This is a genomic window from Microvirga sp. RSM25 (genome assembly GCF_044784385.1).
Taxonomy (GTDB): Bacteria; Pseudomonadota; Alphaproteobacteria; order Rhizobiales; family Beijerinckiaceae; genus Microvirga; species Microvirga tunisiensis.
In genome coordinates this window covers 2,214,750-2,233,097 of the sequence record NZ_CP173039.1, presented here as the reverse complement: position 1 = coordinate 2,233,097, position 18,348 = coordinate 2,214,750, and the positions used below count along the sequence as shown (strand labels likewise).

18 protein-coding genes and 1 tRNA gene are annotated in these 18,348 nt (G+C 62.1%); 11 read left to right on the top strand and 8 right to left on the bottom strand.

Going from position 1 to position 18,348, the window contains the following annotated elements:
* Positions 1 to 348: 348 nt before the first annotated feature.
* The 6 genes from ACD578_RS10500 to ACD578_RS10475 form a co-directional block, all read right to left on the bottom strand.
* Positions 349 to 1,449 carry a hypothetical protein gene (locus ACD578_RS10500; protein ID WP_404292852.1) on the bottom strand — a complete coding sequence of 367 codons (1,101 nt, stop codon included), beginning with the start codon at positions 1,447 to 1,449 and terminating at the stop codon, positions 349 to 351.
* Between the two features lie 172 nt (positions 1,450 to 1,621).
* Positions 1,622 to 1,699: transfer RNA gene (locus ACD578_RS10495), tRNA-Pro, on the bottom strand.
* Positions 1,700 to 1,846: 147 nt separating this feature from the next.
* Positions 1,847 to 2,062: a hypothetical protein gene (locus ACD578_RS10490; RefSeq protein WP_404292850.1), complete on the bottom strand. Its 216-nt coding sequence runs from the start codon at positions 2,060 to 2,062 to the stop codon at positions 1,847 to 1,849.
* Between the two features lie 292 nt (positions 2,063 to 2,354).
* Positions 2,355 to 2,708 carry a lysozyme inhibitor LprI family protein gene (locus ACD578_RS10485; protein ID WP_404292848.1) on the bottom strand — a complete coding sequence of 118 codons (354 nt, stop codon included), beginning with the start codon at positions 2,706 to 2,708 and terminating at the stop codon, positions 2,355 to 2,357.
* Between the two features lie 116 nt (positions 2,709 to 2,824).
* Positions 2,825 to 3,481 (bottom strand): LysE family translocator, encoded by a 657-nt coding sequence (locus tag ACD578_RS10480; protein ID WP_404292846.1) that lies wholly within the window; start codon positions 3,479 to 3,481, stop codon positions 2,825 to 2,827.
* Between the two features lie 85 nt (positions 3,482 to 3,566).
* The gene (locus ACD578_RS10475; RefSeq protein ID WP_404292844.1) at positions 3,567 to 4,523 is read right to left on the bottom strand and encodes a threonine/serine dehydratase; all 957 of its coding nucleotides are present in this window, start codon (positions 4,521 to 4,523) and stop codon (positions 3,567 to 3,569) included.
* Between the two features lie 189 nt (positions 4,524 to 4,712).
* Between ACD578_RS10475 and argE the strand changes: the two genes are divergently transcribed.
* The 10 genes from argE (at position 4,713) to ACD578_RS10425 (ending at position 14,312) form a co-directional block, all read left to right on the top strand.
* Positions 4,713 to 5,867: an acetylornithine deacetylase gene (gene argE, locus ACD578_RS10470; RefSeq protein WP_404292843.1), complete on the top strand. Its 1,155-nt coding sequence runs from the start codon at positions 4,713 to 4,715 to the stop codon at positions 5,865 to 5,867.
* Positions 5,868 to 6,020: 153 nt separating this feature from the next.
* Positions 6,021 to 7,616 (top strand): ABC transporter substrate-binding protein, encoded by a 1,596-nt coding sequence (locus ACD578_RS10465; RefSeq protein ID WP_404292841.1) that lies wholly within the window; start codon positions 6,021 to 6,023, stop codon positions 7,614 to 7,616.
* 104 nt (positions 7,617 to 7,720) lie between these two features.
* Entirely contained in the window at positions 7,721 to 8,701 is a 981-nt protein-coding gene (locus ACD578_RS10460; protein ID WP_404292839.1) for an ABC transporter permease, read from the top strand.
* Positions 8,702 to 8,711: 10 nt separating this feature from the next.
* Positions 8,712 to 9,668, top strand: a complete 957-nt coding sequence (locus tag ACD578_RS10455) for an ABC transporter permease (RefSeq protein WP_404292837.1) — start codon at positions 8,712 to 8,714, stop codon at positions 9,666 to 9,668.
* A 14-nt stretch (positions 9,669 to 9,682) separates the two neighbouring features.
* Complete coding sequence (locus ACD578_RS10450; RefSeq protein ID WP_404292835.1) at positions 9,683 to 10,675, top strand: ABC transporter ATP-binding protein; 993 nt, start codon at positions 9,683 to 9,685, stop codon at positions 10,673 to 10,675.
* On the top strand, positions 10,672 to 11,676 hold the full coding sequence (locus ACD578_RS10445; protein ID WP_404292833.1) for an ABC transporter ATP-binding protein: 1,005 nt from the start codon (positions 10,672 to 10,674) through the stop codon (positions 11,674 to 11,676). Before ACD578_RS10450 ends, ACD578_RS10445 begins: the two co-directional genes overlap by 4 nt.
* A gap of 78 nt (positions 11,677 to 11,754) precedes the next feature.
* A complete protein-coding gene (locus ACD578_RS10440; protein WP_404292831.1) occupies positions 11,755 to 12,693 on the top strand; it encodes a GNAT family N-acetyltransferase in 939 nt (312 codons plus the stop codon).
* Positions 12,694 to 12,716: 23 nt separating this feature from the next.
* Positions 12,717 to 13,427, top strand: coding sequence for a DMT family transporter (locus ACD578_RS10435; protein ID WP_404292829.1), 711 nt, complete (start codon positions 12,717 to 12,719; stop codon positions 13,425 to 13,427).
* Positions 13,340 to 13,576 carry an EamA family transporter gene (locus tag ACD578_RS10430; protein ID WP_404292827.1) on the top strand — a complete coding sequence of 79 codons (237 nt, stop codon included), beginning with the start codon at positions 13,340 to 13,342 and terminating at the stop codon, positions 13,574 to 13,576. The genes ACD578_RS10435 and ACD578_RS10430 overlap by 88 nt, the downstream gene beginning before the upstream one ends.
* A gap of 298 nt (positions 13,577 to 13,874) precedes the next feature.
* On the top strand, positions 13,875 to 14,312 hold the full coding sequence (locus ACD578_RS10425; protein ID WP_404292825.1) for a hypothetical protein: 438 nt from the start codon (positions 13,875 to 13,877) through the stop codon (positions 14,310 to 14,312).
* Between the two features lie 141 nt (positions 14,313 to 14,453).
* Here ACD578_RS10425 and ACD578_RS10420 read toward each other — a convergent pair whose 3' ends face one another.
* Together ACD578_RS10420 and ACD578_RS10415 are read right to left on the bottom strand one after the other, a co-directional pair.
* Entirely contained in the window at positions 14,454 to 16,730 is a 2,277-nt protein-coding gene (locus ACD578_RS10420) for a CDC48 family AAA ATPase (protein ID WP_404292823.1), read from the bottom strand.
* Positions 16,731 to 16,917: 187 nt separating this feature from the next.
* Entirely contained in the window at positions 16,918 to 17,445 is a 528-nt protein-coding gene (locus tag ACD578_RS10415; RefSeq protein ID WP_404292821.1) for a hypothetical protein, read from the bottom strand.
* Positions 17,446 to 17,576: 131 nt separating this feature from the next.
* On the opposite strand from ACD578_RS10415, the gene ACD578_RS10410 reads away from it, so the two are divergent.
* A complete protein-coding gene (locus ACD578_RS10410; RefSeq protein WP_404292819.1) occupies positions 17,577 to 18,317 on the top strand; it encodes an extensin family protein in 741 nt (246 codons plus the stop codon).
* Positions 18,318 to 18,348: the final 31 nt, after the last annotated feature.

Sequence of the window (18,348 nt, the reverse complement as noted above, 5' to 3'; positions counted from 1 at the left end):
AATTCCTGACGAGGCTTCGAGGCCGGATGTGACTCCTTTTTGAAGCAATCACCGCAAGCCATTCGAAGTTTGCAATGAAGAAGAGGGGGGGTGGCTGGCGGCCGAAGGACGGCATAGCTTTGGGCGCAAGATTGGGAGCGAGCTCAAAGTGAATCCTCTTGGCACGGAGCCGAAGTAGACGAATGTCCACTCGCTGGGCAGATCGAGATGTTTTGTGGAAGGCCCAACCTTAAGCAAGCCGCGAAGCAGGACCGTAAGATCAAGCGGGGGCGCATGTTTGAGCTATTCGGCGCGCCTGACAACCCGCCGCTAATCGTTGGCAGCGTCACGGATCAAGTCGGACGCCAACTATTGGAATGCGATCTTTTCAAGTTGCTTCAGTCGAAGTTCATAGGTGGACGAAATGCAGTCCGCGTCATCCTCACATGCGTTCCGCATGCGATACCAGTTCCGCTGGCTCGTCCTTGTCTTGTCAGCGACGGACTTGGGAGCGGTCTTCAGGATATGTGAGTAGAGTGCTGACATGGCCAAATCGCTGGCGGACAGGTCCTGCCTCCCGCAAACGGCGTTCTCGGCCACAGTCGATGCCTTCCGACAGTCGAAGGAAGGTGATCGAACGACTGTTCTCCCCGTCTCGGCCACCTTGCGCACGGCCTCGACACAGCTTGCGAGAAGTCCGCTACGGTCCCTCAGGTTGCTGACCGCCTCCATCTCGTAGGAAAGGAGGCGCCCGAAATTCTCTCCTCCGAAGGCATCGTGCCCTTCCTTGAACGTCTGCTCCCCGAGTGACTTCATCTCAGCGGCATCGAGACCGAACAGGTTGGAGCAGGTCGCGGACAGCTCGATGTAGCCCGCCCCGAGCCTGACCATGGCATCGAGGGTGGGCTTCGAGCTTGGCGGGGTGACGGTCGTGCCGTCCTGCTCGAAGATGTCGATGCCAAGCTCGCGTGCCTTGTTCGGTGTGAGCAACGAGACCTCATCTGGTGGGGACTGCGTGATGAACTGGATCGCCTCGCGGCGCAGCCCGAGATGCGTGAGGTAGGAACCGATGTCGGCGTTACCCATGCCGGTCTCGCGGACTTCGCCGTTCTCACGGATGTACGCCGCGTGGAATCCGATTTTGGATCGCGGGGAAATGTAGCGCCGGTTCGCCGATATCCAGATCAGCGCGCAGGCCGAGTAGCACTCCTGGTCGGGCAGGACCATGGTTGCGTAGTTCCGTTGCCGGATCTGCACGCCCATGTTCAGTGCCTCCTTGACGAGTCCTCCTGGCGATATGAGCACGATGCTGGCCTTGGGACGCGGCAATCCTTCCAGTATCCCTGCGAACCGATCCGCATCCCCACTCCTGATCGGCCCCTTCACGAAAACCATGCTCACGTCGATCCCGGGCGGGCTGAAGACGTCGAACTCGGCAGACCGGGCAGCACAGACTCCGATCGTGAGCAAGATGATCGCCGTCGATAAGCTTGACCAAGGGCGCGACAAGAAGCCCATCATTGCAGCGATTCGGGCCGTGAGCAGCAGCGGTCGTGTCCCCGGTGCGTCCCCAAGCCGCCCTTCCATCGGGCGGAGGTCTCGAACCTGCATGCCTAACTCGTTCTAAAATTTGGGATTTTAATGGTCGGAGCGAGAGGATTTGAACCTCCGACCCCTAGTCCCCCAGACTAGTGCGCTAACCGGGCTGCGCTACGCTCCGACTGCCGAAAGGCTTGGTTCCTCTAACTTTTAACGGGCGCTCGCGCAACCCCTGAAATTAAGCGCGACAGGGAAAGACATCGTTGCCGATTGCCCGGAGCCGAGGATCGTGAGATTTGGGATACGAAACGGACAAGCTGCGCGAGACTTAGGAGCGGGGGTCAGTCCAGGCCTCGATGGCCTGCTTCAGACCTTCGGGCAGATCGGTCGCTGTCTCGATGTCTGGTGTTGTCCCTGAGGCAGCGAGCTCCGAAAGGAGTGCCCGGTACTTCTCGGTCTTCTCCTGGGTCGCATCGAAGCCTTCCGCCGATGCATCGTCCGGCAGGCCTGAGAACAGGCAAAGGAGAGCGAGAATAGCGCGCATGTTGTGGCTCCGCTGATGACGTTAGGGAAGTGAAGCCAAGGTGGCATTTCCACGGCAAGAGAGGTGTGCGCTAAGACACGTCAGCTCCGAACCGGAGTCTGAACGAGACGGAAGCTTAACCATTTCCGAGAAGAAGGATAGGTAACGGCGCCGAGCCAGGATACAAATTCCCGTGAGAGCGGCCCACGGCGCCCCCAAGTGCCACAGCGCTCTCGGCAGTGGTTTCATGTCCGCTGCCCCACTTTGTGTCTTTGCACACCCCGCCATCGTGCGGGGTTTTTTATTGGCGATTTCAGAAGGGTCCGCGTTTCGCAAGAGCCTCGAAACCACCCCTCAGCTGCAACAGGCGATCCTCATAGGCTTTGCCTAGGCAGGTGCGGTCGCTGCCACAGCCCTCGCGCCGCTTGAGCCAGGCAACTTGCGCGTCTTCCATGTCACCGCGCGCTCCCATGCCGAGAAGAGGCTTGAGCTGCGTGTAGAGGACGGACATCTCGACATCTAGATCGTTCAAAGCTCGGTCCGCACAGACCGTTTTCTCGTCGGCCGTCTCAGCCTTGGCGCAATCAAAGCTCGCCGCTTGGACGGGCTGCCGCACCGACGTCAGGAGAATCGAGAGGACGGCGAGGCAGAACGCTTTTCCATTCATGAAATCTATCCTCGAAAGAACTCAGGCTGCAGGGAGAACGATTCCTGCCTGAGGAGGCTCCATGAATGCCTGGAGTCCTTCGGGATTGGCTTAATGGAAGGTAAATCGGACGCAGTTCAGCGGCGGAATGCCGAAGCATCGCCCGACAGGGCGAGACGCAGGCCAAGTCCGACCATGATGAGACCCGCGCATCTCTCCTGCCATGCGATCAGGCCCGGCCGACGAGAAAGCCATTCGCCGAGCGTTCCAGTCCCGATCGCGACAGCTCCGAGAATGAAAAATCCTGAAGTCTTCTGAACACCTCCCAGAAACAGCAGCTGCGCCGTGACGGGCCACCCATTGTTCGGATCCACGAACTGAGGAAGGAAGGCGAGCATGAAGACCATGGCCTTCGGGTTGGTCAGGTTGTTGATCATGCCCTGGCGTAGCGCCGCGAGGTCCGACACCGGCTTCGGGGCTGTGCGCACAAGGCTATGGGGACCGAACGAACCGATCAAAAGCTTGGCGCCGAGCCACACGAGGTAGGCCGCGCCGCCCCATCGAAGCAGCTCGAAGGCAAGTGGCGAGGCCTTTATCAGGGAGGTGACGCCCAGGGCCAAGAGAGGAAGCTGGATGAGGCCGGCCAGCAAGGTCATGCCGATTGCGGTCAGGACGGCTGTGCGCCGGCCCTGTCCGACGCCGCGGCTCAGCAGGAGAATCATATCGGGGCCGGGGGCGAGCTGCAGGGCCAGCACGGCGGCATAGAACGTGAGAAAGGTCGAGAGGTCCGGCATGATGTAGTCTCCGCGCCAGCCATAGGCCTGCGACGGGGATCGAGGCAAGCTCTTCGAGGGCCGCCAAGGCGTCGATTGAGTTGGTCTACCGGCGCCAGGCGTCGAGGTCGTCCAAAGACAGGTTGGAGCCGCAGAGCACGAGGCCGATGACGCTGTCATCCGGCAGGGATGAAACGACCGTCTCGGCAGCGGTCAAGACGCAGGCCGCGGCTGGCTCGCAGAGCAGCTTTTCCGTCTGGAGGAGCCAGCTCACATCGGCGATGACCGGCTGGTCTTCCACCAGCAAAATCTCCTTCAGGAAGAGTTTGGCGGCCGCAATGGTCCGGTGCGTGGCGAAGGGAGCGGCCAGGGTTCGGGCGATGGAGGTCGGGCGGATTGTCACCGGCTGATCGGCCTTGAGAGCCTCAGTCATGGTTTGCGCACCTGTCGGTTCCACACCATAGACGGTGAGCGATGGCCGTTTTGCTTTCAGGGCTGCCGCCACGCCGGACATGAAGCCGCCGCCGCCGATCGAGACGAAGACGTGGGTGAGGTCCGGAATATCCTCGAGGAATTCGAGGCCGAGGGTGCCGTGGCCTGCGATGATGGCAGGATCGTCATAGGGATGGACGAAGAGCCGGCCCTGGCGCTGATAATCCTCGGCTTTGGCGAAGGCTTCCGCCGCATCGTCGCAGAGTTCCACGCGAGCGCCGAATTTCGTGGTCAGGTCGATGTTGAACCGCGCGGCCGTCTTCGGCATCAGAACGAGGGCATCGAGACCAAGCGTTCCAGCGACCCTGGCGACGGCGATGGCATGATTCCCGCCCGAGACCGTGACGAGGCCGCGTCGGCGCTCCTCGTCGCTCAAAGTCAGCACCTTGTTGAAGACGCCTCTGACCTTGAAGGAGCCGGCAAGCTGCAGCGCTTCCATCTTCAGGGCGGTGCGGCGGCCGAGGCGGGCCGACACGTCGGTGCTCTCATAGGCAGGGGTGCGTCTGACACGCCCGGCAATCCGGCCACGGGCGGCTTCGATGTCGGGGAGCGTCACGTCGAAAATGGTCATGAAGGTGTCCGTCGGGCAGGGCGCGCTTGAGGAGTGAACGGCTGATCGGTCATGGCGGGCAGCGCGATCATGCGAGCGACGTCGTTGCTTAGTCAACGGGCACCGGGCGAAATGAACGCCGATAAAACCGGCTTGACCGCAGGCTCGATAGGATCGGATGCTTACATCTAACCCAAGGAGCTGTGCCCGATGCCCCTGTCACCCCGCGAAATGCTCGCGCGTCTGGTTGCCTTCCCGAGCGTTTCGACCAGCAGCAACCTCGACATCATCGGGTTCTGTCGGGACTGGCTGAACAGCCATGGTGTCGAAAGCCATGTCGTCATGAGCCCGGAGGGTGACAAGGCCAATCTCTATGCCACCATCGGACCGCAGGTCGAAGGCGGGATCGTCCTGTCTGGCCACACCGATGTGGTGCCGGTCGAAGGGCAGAACTGGTCGACCGATCCGTGGACGCTCACGGAGAGAAACGGTCGCCTCTACGGACGTGGCGCGACCGACATGAAAGGCTTCGATGCCCTCGTTCTGGCGCTTGTGCCCGAGATGGTGCGCGCGCCGCTCAAGCGGCCGGTTCACATCGCCCTGTCCTACGATGAGGAGATTGCCTGCCGGGGTGCGCCGTCGATGGTGCAAGAGATGGCACGGTCCATCCCTGCGCCTTCGGCCGTGATCGTCGGTGAGCCGACACTCCATGCAGTGGTGACGGGGCACAAGGCTTCCGTGCAGCTGCGCACCCAGGTCACGGGATATGCCGTTCACTCAAGCCGGATCGACCAGGGTGTGAGCGCCGTCATGAACGCAGCGCGCCTGATCACCTGGCATGAGGACGTGATGGAGGAGAATCGCCGCCGGCTCGATCCGGAGAATCCGTTCGAACCGCCCTACACGACGCTGCATTGCGGCATGATGGCCGGCGGCAATGCCGCCAATGTGGTCTCGTCCTCTGCCTGGTTCTTCAGCGACATTCGGGCGATCCCGACGGAGAGCCCCATGGATTACCTGGCCCGCTACGAGGCTTATATTCGCGATGTCGTCGAGCCCCGGATGAAGGCTATTGCTCCCGATACGGGCATTGCCGTCGAGCTCATCGCCGAGGTGCCGGGCCTGAAACCTGAGACGGACGGCGCGGCAGAGCGCCTGATGCGTCGCCTGACCGGCGACAACGGCACCCACGTCGTGTCCTACGGCACGGAGGCGGGACTGTTCCAGCGCGTCGGCTGGTCGACCGTGGTGTGCGGACCCGGTGACATCGCTCAGGCCCACCAGCCGGATGAATACATCGAGATCAGCGAGTTCCAGGCGGGGGAGGCGATCCTGCGCCGTCTGATCGCAGATCTCTGTGCCTAAATGCTGAGCAAGATGGTCCAAGTCGGGGCTAGACCGTCGGCCACTTTCCTGCCTAACTTCTTCCCTTGCGGAAGACACAATGGAGAAATCCGGTCTTCCGACAAGAAGAACATCGCGCAAAGACGCGGGACATCCAGAGGAGAATGACACAACATGACAATCCGTTCGAAGTTGCTCGTCGCGACCGTTGCGACCCTCATGGCCGGCGTAGCCGTTCCGGCGATGGCCGTGACTCTGCGATATGCCAACCAAGGCGATCTGAAATCGCTCGATCCGTATACGGTGAATGAGACGACCACCAACGCCCATCTTGGCCATGTCTATGAGGGCCTGACGCGGCGCGGCAAGGATCTGGCTATCCAACCCAGCCTCGCGGAGCGCTGGGAAATCAGTGAGGATGGCCTGACTTGGCGTTTCTTCCTGCGCAAGAACGTCAAGTTCCACAACGGCAATCCTTTTACTGCCGATGACGTGATCTTCTCGGCGAACCGGGTGCGGGCGCAGGGCTCCAACTTCCAGACCCGCGTGCCGACAACCTCGGAATGGGTGAAGATCGACGATCACACTATCGACGTGAAGCTCAAGTCCCCCAACCCGATCCTGAACTCGCAGTGGGACACCTGGTACATCCTGGACAAGGAATGGGCCGAGGCGAACAATGCAGCGTCGCCTACACCGGCGGCAGCAACCACTCCGAGCTATGCGTCCCTCAATGCCAATGGCACGGGCCCGTTCAAGATCGAAAGCCACCAGCCGGGCGTGAAGACCGTCTTCAAGACCAACAAGGAATGGTGGGACAAGGCCGAGCATAACCTCGACGAGATCGTCTTCACGCCGATCGGCTCCGACGCTACCCGCGTTGCGGCTCTGCTCTCCGGCGAAGTGGACGTGATCGAGCCGGTTCCGCTCCAGGACATCCAGCGGGTCAACAGCAGCGCGAATGCAAAGGTGCAGTCGGGTCCCGAGCTGCGTACGATCTTTCTCGGCATGGATCAGACTCGCGACGAGTTGCTGTTCTCGAATGTGAAGGGCAAGAACCCATTCAAGGACAAGCGCGTCCGTGAGGCATTCTTCAAGGCCATCGACATCGAGACCATCAAGTCGCGCGTCATGCGCGGCATGTCGGCTCCCTCCGCCCTCATGATCGCGCCGGAACTCTTCGTGCACGGGAAGGATTTCGTGCGTCCGAAATACGATCTCGAAGGCGCCAAGAAGTTGCTCGCAGATGCGGGCTACCCGAGTGGGTTCGAAGTCGGCATGGACTGCCCGAACGATCGCTACGTCAATGACGAAGCGATCTGCCAGGCTGTCGTCAGCATGCTGGCCCGCGCGGGCGTCAAGGTGAACCTGATGGCTCAGCCGAAGGCTCAGTACTTCGGCAAGGTGCTGAAATCGGGCAATTACAACACCTCCTTCTACCTGCTCGGATGGACGCCGGGCACCTTCGACAGCCACAACGTACTGCACGATATCGAAGGCTGCCGCGACAACCCGCAATCGTCCCGTGGCGAGTCGAACCTCGGCAATTTCTGCAACAAGCAGCACGATGAGCTGACAGACAAGATCCTGGTCGAGAGCAACAAGGAGAAGCGCGACCAGATGATCAAGGAAGCCTTCCAGATCACCTTCGACGAATACGGCTACATTCCGCTGCACCAGCAGGCACTGGCCTGGGGTGTCTCCAACAAGGTGAAGCTCAGCCAGCGTGCCGACAACTCGGTGCTGCTGTACTGGGCCAAGAAAGAGTAGTCCGCGCCTGATCGCTTGTCCCGGGCAGCATGCTGCCCGGGACAAATCATTGAAAAGCCTCAGGTGATACTGTCGCCGGGGGCGATGCGATCAAGAGATTGTAAATGTTCGCTTTTATTGTCCGACGCGCCCTTCAGGCCATCGGTGTACTTTTAGCCGTCGGGATCATTTCATTCGCGATGTTCCGCTTTGCGGGCGATCCGGTGAACCAGATCGTATCGCTCGATACACCGGCCGCGGAGCGGGAGCAGGTTCGCCGTTCTCTTGGCCTCGACGATCCCGTGCCCTTGCAGTTCGTGCGCTATCTCGCCAAGGCTGCCCAGGGGGATTTCGGAGTTTCCTACCAGTTCCGGCAGCCTGTGGCGGATCTGCTGGCCGAGCGTATGCCGGCGACCCTTGAACTGGCTTTCTGCGCCACGCTCTTTGCCACCGGATTCGGTGTTCTGATGGGCGTCTATTCAGGATTGAAGCGGGACAGCTTCCTGGCGAAGGTGTTCCAGACGATCTCGCTGATCGGCATCTCGCTCCCGACCTTCCTGATCGGGATTCTTCTAATTTATCTTTTCTCCGTAACCCTCGGATGGCTGCCGTCCTTCGGGCGCGGCGACACCATCCGTCTCGGCTGGTGGTCGACGGGGCTTCTGACGCTGTCGGGCCTGAAGGCGTTGATCATGCCCTCCATCACGCTGGGCCTGTTCCAGATGACGCTGATCATGCGCATCGTCCGCGCCGAGATGCTGGAAGTTCTGCGGACCGACTACATCAAGTTCGCGCGGGCGAGGGGGCTCACGACCCGCGCCATTCATTTCGGGCACGCGCTCAAGAACACTCTTGTGCCGGTCATCACCATTGTGGGCCTCCAATTCGGCTCCGTAATCGCGTTCGCGATCATCACGGAAACGGTCTTCCAATGGCCGGGCATGGGACTTCTGTTCGTCCAGGCCGTGCAGAATGTCGATATCCCGATCATGGCGGCCTACCTCATGCTGGTGGCGCTGATCTTCGTTGCGATCAACCTTGCTGTCGACATTCTCTACACCATCGTCGACCCTCGCCTGAGAACGACGATCCGGCAGCCGGCCTGAGGAGGCAATCATGGCGGAAGCAATGCAAGTGGCGCCCACGCCTCACTCTCAACCGACGACATGGGCCGGCCGCTTCTTCGACAGCGATGTCTGGGCGAGCTTCAAGCGTTCCAAGCTGACGATGGCGGCCGCCTTCCTGACATTCGTCTTCATGGCCGCTGCCGTTCTTGCGGGCGTCGTATCTCCGCAGGATCCTTTCGACCCCGCTCAGCTCGACCTGATGAACAGCCGGCTACCGCCAATATGGGATGCGGAAGGGCTGATGCCCTTTATTCTGGGAACGGACGAACAAGGCCGCGATATCTTTTCGGCCATCCTCTACGGACTGCGGATCTCGCTTGCGGTCGGCATTCTGGGTGTCGCATTCTCCGCGACGCTGGGGATCACCCTGGGCCTCGTTGCCGGTTACGTCGGTGGAACGGTGGATGCCATCATCATGCGTATCGCCGACGTGCAACTGACCTTCCCGGCAATCCTGATCGCCCTACTCGTGGACGGCGTGGTGAAATCCGTCCTCGGCGGTCAGCTTGATGAGATGACGACGCTGTCCGTGCTGGTCTTCTCCATCGGCCTGAGCTTCTGGGTGCAATATGCCCGGACGGTACGCGGCTCGGTGATGGTGGAGAAGAACAAGGACTACATCGCCGCCGCCCGGCTCATCGGCCTGCCGGCTCCGGTGATCATGTTCCGGCACGTCCTGCCCAATGTGCTGGGTCCGGTGCTGGTCATCGCCACCATCAATCTCGCGCTCGCGATCATCACGGAGGCGACCCTGTCCTTCCTCGGTACCGGCATGCCGGAAACCATGCCCTCGCTGGGCACCCTGATCCGCATCGGCAACAACTACCTGTTTTCCGGCGAGTGGTGGATCGTGGCCTTTCCCGGCATCGCGTTGGCGCTACTCGTCCTTGCCATCAATCTTTTAGGGGATTGGCTGCGCGATGCGCTCAATCCGAAGCTGCGATGAGAGAGGGAACATCCATGGCGCAACCCGTCCTCTCCGTCCGCGATCTGCGCGTCGAGTTCGTCACCCGGCGCGGCATTCTGAAAGCCATCGACGGGATTTCCTTCGACATCGGCAAGGGCGAGGTGCTCGGCGTCGTGGGCGAGTCCGGTGCCGGCAAGTCGGTGACGGGTTCTGCCGTCGTCGGCCTCATCGATCCGCCGGGGCGGATTGCGGGAGGCGAGATCCTGCTCTCGGGCATGCGTATCGACAACCTGCCGCCGGAGGAGATGCGCAGGGTGCGCGGCAAGCGCATCGGCATGATCTTCCAGGACCCGCTCACCAGCCTCAATCCGCTCTACCGGATCAGCGAGCAGCTGATCGAGACCATCCGCACCCACACGAATCTTTCCGCCTCGGCGGCGCGCAAGCGTGCCATCGATCTTCTGGCGGAGGTCGGCATTCCTGCCCCGGACAGGCGGATCGACAGCTACCCGCACGAGTTCTCGGGCGGCATGCGTCAGCGCGTCGTGATTGCCCTGGCGCTGTGTGCCGAGCCTGAACTCATCATCGCCGACGAACCGACGACCGCTCTCGACGTCTCGGTTCAGGCGCAGATCATCGCGTTGCTGAAGCGGCTCGGGCGCGAGCACGGCACGGCCATCATGCTGGTCACGCACGATATGGGCGTGATCGCCGAAACCGCGGATCGGGTCGCCGTGATGTATGCCGGCCGCATCGCGGAGATCGGACCTGTGCGTGAGGTGGTGCAGAACCCGTTGCATCCCTATGCCAAGGGGCTGATGGGCGCGATCCCGTCCCTCGAGAGCGACTCGGAGCGCCTCGTGCAGATTCCCGGCTCCATGCCGCGCCTCTCGGCGATTCCGCCCGGATGCGCCTTCAATCCGCGCTGCCCCTATGTGTTCGACCGCTGCCGGGTCGAGCGGCCGGAGCCCGTCCAGCACAGCGAGCATCGCGTCGCCTGCCATCTCTACGATCAATCTTCCGTCCGGTCGGAGGCCGTCGCGTGACCGAGAACTCTTACGTCGAAGTCAAAGACCTGCGCCGCGTGTTCGACGTCTCCAAGCCCTGGCTCAACCGGGTCCTGGAGGGCGGCGAGAAGCAATACCTGAAGGCAGTCGACGGCATCTCCTTCAGCATTGCCAAGGGCGAGACCTTCGCCCTCGTCGGCGAGTCCGGTTCCGGCAAGTCGACCGTGGCGCGGATGGTGGTGGGCTTATTGCCACCCACGAGCGGGGAGGTGGCGATCGACGGCGTCTCCATGTCGAGCAGGGCGGCTCTGGCGGAGCGCCAGCGCCTGCGGCGGCGCATCCAGATGATCTTTCAGGATCCCTATGCCAGCCTCAACCCCCGCTGGCAGGTCGACCGCATCGTGGCGGAGCCGATCAGGGCCTTCCGGCTGCTCGAGAGCGAGAAGGACATCGGCGACCGGGTCGGCGAGCTTTTGTCTCTGGTCGGCCTTCACCCGGCGGATGGCCGGAAGTACCCGCACGAATTCTCCGGCGGCCAGCGTCAACGCATCGCCATTGCCCGCGCGCTCGCCTCCAATGCGGAATTCATCGTCTGCGACGAGCCGACCTCCGCTCTGGACGTGTCCGTGCAGGCGCAGATCCTGAACCTCATGCGCGACCTGCAGGATCGGCTGGGACTGACCTACCTGTTCATCAGCCACAACCTCGCCGTTGTGCGCCACATGGCGAGCCGCATCGGCGTGATGTATCTCGGCCGCATCGTCGAGATCTCCAACGGCCGCGAACTCTTCGCCCATCCGAAGCATCCCTATACTCGCATGCTCCTCGATGCGGTGCCGGATGTGGGCATGACCGGGCGTCAGCGCATTCCGGTGCGCGGCGAGATCCCGAATCCGATCAACCCGCCGACCGGCTGCACCTTCAACCCACGCTGCCCCTTCGCCAACGATCGGTGCCGGACGGAAATTCCGCCGCTGCTGGGAGGTGTGGCCTGCCACGCGATCCATGAGGGGCGTCTTGCTGTCGATGCGGCGGCCTAAAAAGCAGGGGCATCCACCGGACGCATATAGTTGACTCAGTCAACGATATGCTAGACCCTGCTCGGCGGGGAGGCGGCCATGTCTCACATGCCGAAGTTGCCGATGGACGAGCAGATCGAGAAGGTCAGGAGCTTCAACCGCTTCTATACACGGCATATCGGCCTTCTGAACGAAGGGCTGCTCGAAAGCGCATTCTCGCTCACTGAAGCCCGTGTGCTCTACGAAATGGCTCATCGCGGTCCCGTGACCGCAGCCGATCTGGGCCGCGAACTCGGTCTCGATGCGGGCTATCTCAGCCGTCTCGTGAAAAGGTTCAACGCCCAAGGTTTGATCCAACGCTCGCCGTCACAGGGTGACAGGCGTCAGTTTCTCCTGTCTCTGACCGAAAAAGGCCTTGCGGCCTTCGCACCGCTGAACCAAGCCTCTGCAATCCAGGTTGCAGCCATGCTGTCAGGCCTGTCTGTCAGCGAGCGGGAGCGGCTCGTTCAGGCCATGACCACAGTCGAGCGTCTGGTCGGCGGTGGCTTCGAGCCCAATCTTCCTTACATCCTGCGCTCTCACCAGCCCGGAGATATCGGCTGGATCGCTCATCGGCAGGGCCTGCTCTATGCCCGGGAATACGGCTGGGACCAGACCTTCGAAGCGCTTGTGGCGGAGATCGCTGCGGTGTTCGTCAGGAACTTCGATCCGCAATGGGAGCGATGCTGGATCGCGGAGCGGGCCGGGGAGGTGATCGGCAGCGTTTTCCTCGTGCGCCACTCGGATGAGGTCGCAAAACTCCGGCTGCTCTATGTGGAGCCTTCCGCCAGAGGGCTCGGACTCGGGCGTCGGCTTGTCGATGAGTGCATCGGTTTCGCCAGGGCGAAGCGCTACAAGACGCTGACCCTGTGGACCAACGACGTGCTTGTGGCGGCTCGCAACATCTATCAGGCGACCGGCTTCCGGCTTGTGAAGGAGGAGGCGCACCATTCCTTCGGAAAAGATCTCGTCGGGCAGACCTGGGATCTCGATCTGTGAAGCGTCAGGAGGCGCTTGCTCTCATGGCCGCTGCGGCAACGGGCGTCCAGGTCGGCGCCGCCATGGTGGCCACGCGCTTCGTGGTCCATGACATCGGTCCGGCGTCATTGGCTTTCCTGCGCTATGCCGTTGCCGTTCTCTGTCTCGTTCCGCCCGTGCTGATGAGCGTGCGGGTGCGGTTTGCCCTGCGTGACCTTCTGGTCGTCATGGCTCTCGGCATCGTGCAGTTCGGCGTTCTCATCGTGCTCCTGAACCTCGGCCTCCAATTCATCTCGTCCACCCGCGCGGCTCTCCTGTTCTCGACCTTCCCGCTGATGACCATGATCATCGCGGCACTTCTCGGACGTGAGCGCCTGAGCCCGACGAAAGTTGCCGGGGTCGTTCTGACCATCATCGGTGTCGGAGTGGCTCTGGGCGAGCGGCTGATCACGGAGAGGGCAGCCGGCGAATGGATAGGAGCCCTTCTGGTGCTCGCCGCTGCATTGTGCGGCGCCGTATGCTCGGTGCTGTACCGGCCGTATCTGGCCCGCTATCCGACACTCCCCGTCGGCGCTTGGGCCATGCTGGCATCGGTCATATTCCTTGCCGCACCAGCAGGCGTGGAGGGGCTTTTCACAGAGGTGCCGCAGCTTGATCCAGGGGCTGGATGGCCGTTCTGTTCATCGGCCTGTCGAGCGGGATTGGTTATGTTCTGTGGCTCTGGGCGCTCAAGCACGCGGCGCCGACGCGGGTGACGGTTTTTCTCTCGCTCAGCCCGATCACGGCGGCTCTGCTTGGGGTCGCGCTTCTTGGCGAACCGTTCACGGTTGGGGTGCTGCTCGGTCTCGCCGGTGTCGTTGCCGGGTTATGGCTTGCCACCAGAACGGTGCCGGCTCTCAAATGATCGGAACATTCGACCCAGCACGCGATCGTGGGTTGAAGCAATGATGAAAAATTGGTCACAAATTTAGAATGAGTATAGTGTACTTCGCTTAGCGGCAGGCATTGTCGTGAGTAGAACCACCAGAATGCCTTGCAATCTACGGATTTCAGGCTGATCAGTTCTAAAGCTTTGCTTTAATCGGCTGCGACAATCACAACTTTGTGCGCTGAAATTACGTTTGGAAACCATCAACGTTGAATGCGTTTAGCCTCTGTCACGCGTGGCAATCGGCCATGTTCAAAAAGCACAGGAGGCATTTATGAAGAAACTTGCGGTCTTCGCCGGCGCTGGATTCATGGTTCTCGGCGGCATGGGCGCCGCTTTTGCGCAATCTTCCCCGATGGTTTCTGGAACGCCCGGATCTCTCTTTCCGGAGGCGGCTCCGCATGAGATTCGCTACATCAATGGCGTGCCCTGCCGCACGATCCTGGACCCGAATAACCGCGACACACGCATTCCGGTCGCCTGTGCCGGTCAGGTCAGTGGCGTTGTGGCGCCCATGGCCGGTGACGTCGTGACGACCGGCAGCATCGCTCCCGCTGCGGTTGGCCCCATGATGGGCGCTCCGGTGCCGATGGGATCGCCTGATCCCTATGCAGCTCCGCACGAGATTCGTATCATCAATGGCGTGCCTTGCCGTACGATCCTGGACCCGAATAACCGGGACACACGCATTCCGATCGCCTGCGGTCAGTAAGCACTCCTTCTTCGACAACAAGGCGCGGGCCTAACGACCCGCGCTTTTTGTATAAGCCGCATCCAAGAAGAAGCCCCACGGCATATCGGCATGTCATCATATCGGCATGTCATGGGGCTCTCATTGTCGTGATCACGAGCCCTATTCGGCTGCCTGTCTCAAGGGCAGGAAGCCGATGGACTGGCGCTGCGGTCCTTCCTGCTTCAGCGTGCGGACCATATCCTCGTATTCCCGCTCCATCTCCGGCGTGACGGAGGGACGGGTTTCACGCAGGGCCTGTTCGAAGTGAGCCATGGTCACGTGCTCCGCCTGCAGCGACTCCCTCAGAGCGAGGAGACCAGCGCGGCGGGTGAGGTCTTCCAGGTCCGCCCCGGTGAAGCGGCTCGTCCGTTCGGCGATGAGGTCGAGATCCACATCCGGGCCAAGCGGCATGTCCTTCGCATGGATGCCAAGAATGTGGCGGCGCCCGTTGGCGTCGGGAACCGACACGTAGATCAGTTCATCGAAGCGACCGGGCCGGAGCAGGGCAGGGTCGATGAGGTTCGGCCTGTTCGTGGCCGCCATGACAACGACGCCTTGCAGTTCCTCGAGGCCGTCCATTTCCGCCAGGATCGTGTTGACGACGCGCTCCGTCACCGCGGGCTCTCCAAGACCGCCACCGCGAATGGGTGCAAGGGAGTCGATCTCGTCGATGAAGATCACCGTCGGAGCGACTTGACGGGCGCGGGCGAAGAGGCGGGATACCTGCTGCTCGGATTCCCCGTACCATTTCGAGAGGAGATCGGAGGATTTCGTCGCCACGAAATTGGCCTGGGCTTCCCGAGCGACGGCTTTCGCCAGGAGCGTCTTTCCGGTACCGGGAGGACCGAACAGAAGGAAACCCTTGGCCGGGCGGATGCCGAGGCGGCGGAAAGATTCCGGGCTCTTGAGGGGCAATTCCACGCCCTCGCGCAACCGGGTGCGTGCCTCTTCGACGCCACCGATATCGTCCCAGGTCACGTTGGGCACCTGGATCATGATCTCGCGCAGGGCCGAGGGCTGAACGCGCTTCATGGCATTGGTGAAATCCTGCCGGGTGACCTGCAGGCTCTCGAGCACATCGGAGGGAATGCCGTCCCGGAGATTGATGCCCGGCAGAATGCGCCTCAGGGAATCCATGGCCGCCTCGCGGGAGAGAGCCGCGAGATCGGCGCCGACAAAGCCGTAGGTGGTGCGGGCGACCTCGTCGAGATTCACATCCTCAGCCAAGGGCATGCCGCGTGTATGTATGCCGAGGATCTCGCGGCGGCCGGGCTCGTCCGGAACGCCGATGACGATCTCCCGGTCGAAGCGGCCCGGACGGCGAAGAGCCTCGTCGATGGCCTCACGCCGGTTCGTCGCGCCGATCACTACGATGTTCTGGCGCGGCTCCAGGCCGTCCATGAGAGTGAGCAATTGGGCCACGATGCGCCGCTCGACCTCACCCGTGACCTCCTCGCGTTTTGGCGCGATGCTGTCGATCTCGTCGATGAAGATGATGGCGGGCGCGTTCTGCTGTGCTTCCTGGAAAACCTGTCGCAGCCGCTGCTCGGACTCGCCGTAGTGGCGGCCCATGATCTCGGGGCCGGCGATATGGAAGAACTGTGCCTCCGTCTCGTTGGCGACGGCCCGCGCCAGCCGGGTCTTGCCTGTGCCGGGAGGGCCATAGAGCAGCACCCCCTTCGGCGGATCGATGCCGAGGCGCTGGAACAGTTCCGGATGGCGCAGAGGCAACTCCACCATCTCGCGGACCTGGTCGACCGTGCTGCCGAGGCCGCCGATATCATCGTAGGTCACGTCGGCACGGCGGGCCTCGCGCGGCTCCTCGAACTGCGGGCGCAGTTCGATCTCGGTCTCTGCCGTCACATGCACGATGCCGCGCGGCTGGGTCGAAACCACGACGAGACGGATTTCCTGCAGGCCGTAAGCCGGAATGTTGAGAAGGCCGCGCATCTCTTCCGGCAGCCGTGGATCTGCCGAGCGTTGCGAATAGACCGAGGTGGAAATCACGTCGCCAGCCGTGAGCGGGCGATGATAGAAGGTGCGTTTCAGGGCATCTCCCGAGCCCTGCAGGCGCAAGCCCTTCTGCGCCGGGGCCAGCACGACCCGGGTCGCGGGGCGGACCTCGGCCCGTTTCACCTCCACGTGATCGCCGCTGCCAACGCCCGCATTGACGCGTTGCAGACCGTCGAGGCGAACGATGTTCAGGCCTTCATCCTCAGGATAAGGCGTGACGGCGATGGCCGTGGTGTGGCGCTTGCCGATGATCTCAATGGCCTGGCCTTCCTGAACGCCAATTTCGGCAAGAGCCTGCCGGCTCATGCGCGCAATGCCACGGCCCGAATCGTCCGGCCGGGCGTTCGCGACCTGAAGGCGTACACTCTGCCCATCCTCTGCCATTGCTGTATTCCCATCGTTCGAGCGTTTTGATGCGATGGCAGGCGAGGGGAAGAGGCTTTAGGGTTCAGGGCTTCCCGAGTGCCACGCGTTCGGGGTTTCGCAGGCTGCTGCGAGCCGCGAGACCGCAGGGCCAACGCCACATGCCTGGAATTGTTGCAGGTGCGATTCCAAGGAGCTGGGAGGAGCGCTAAGACGAGATCCGGTTGGCCGGCGCCCAGAGCTGCCTGAGCGATGCTTCGATCTCGACCTGGTGCTCGTCGGAATGCGAGCCGAGCAAGGCGCCGGTCGCGGGCATGAAGGGTGCGATGGTGGGCATCTTGACGGATCCATCTGCCCCCGCTTCGGGAGCGTCCGAGGGCGGATCGATCAGTTCCCAACTGTCGAACAGATCCATGGACGAGTGGCCTGGAAGATTCGGTCCTAGATAGGGCACGATTTCGATCCAGGGCCTGCCATTGGGACGCGGCGTGATCTTGGTGACCCGTCCGAAGAAGCGCGTCAGAGGACAGCGGACGAAGTCGCCGGGGATGGGCATGCGTGCCCTTTCGAACTCCAATGCCGCTTCGGCTTCCTGCAGCTCGGTCCGAAGCCTGGCAACGCGCGCTTCGAGTTCCATGACGCGCTTCGTGCAGGGGCTCTCATGCTCCTGGTTCAGCGACGAGACCAACGACAGGCTCGTGTCGGAACCGATATCCGTCACCGGAAATGCCCTCATGACGGTCCTCCTCTGATCTATCGATTTTGGAGCGTCCGGCTACGAGTGCAAGACACTCAGAAGATTGAGGTGGAACGCAACCTTGGCGCATGAGGGTTATAGACAGGACGAGCTTGAGAATAGGAGCCGACATGGGTCTTCGACGCCGCACTGGAGGACATGTGGGCAGCATCATCGGTGTGATGCTGATGCTTGCTTCTGCCGCGCTGGCTCAGGATCCTGCACCGCCGCTGCCTCCGCCGAGGCCGGATCGTCCCGCTGAGCCACAGCCGGAGCGGCGGGCGGAAAAGGTGCCGCGGAACGAGACCCCTCTCGAGAAAGCGGATCTTGGCAGCAATGCCAAGGATGCCTGTCTCCAGCGCCTCGCGCAGCTCGGGCTGCGCTTCGAGAGCCGTCCGCCGGTGAAGGAGAACAGTTGCGGGATCGAGAATCCGGTTCTCGTCTCCGCCCTTCCTGACGGCGTCGCGGTCATCCCGGTGTCGTTGATGGCCTGTCCCGTGGCCGAGAGCATTACGCGCTGGATGAGCGAAGCGGTCGCTCCCGAAGCCCAGCGCCAGTTCCAGAGCGCTCCGACGAAACTTCTCATCGGGACCTCCTACCAGTGCCGCGATCAGCGCAATGGGCAAAAGCCGAGCGAGCATGCCTTCGGCAACGGCCTCGACGTGATGGGATTTGAATTCGCCAAACGGTCGCCGCTGGCGATTGGCAGCCATACGGAAGGTTCTCCCGAAGCGACCTTTCAAGAGGCGGTCCGGAAGGCCGCCTGTCCGGTCTTCAACACGGTGCTCGGTCCGGGCTCGGATGCCGACCACGGCGACCACCTCCATCTCGACCTGCGTCAGCGCAAGGGCGACTACCGGATTTGCCAATAGATCCAGGGGAACAGGGACGCAGCCAGAGCTT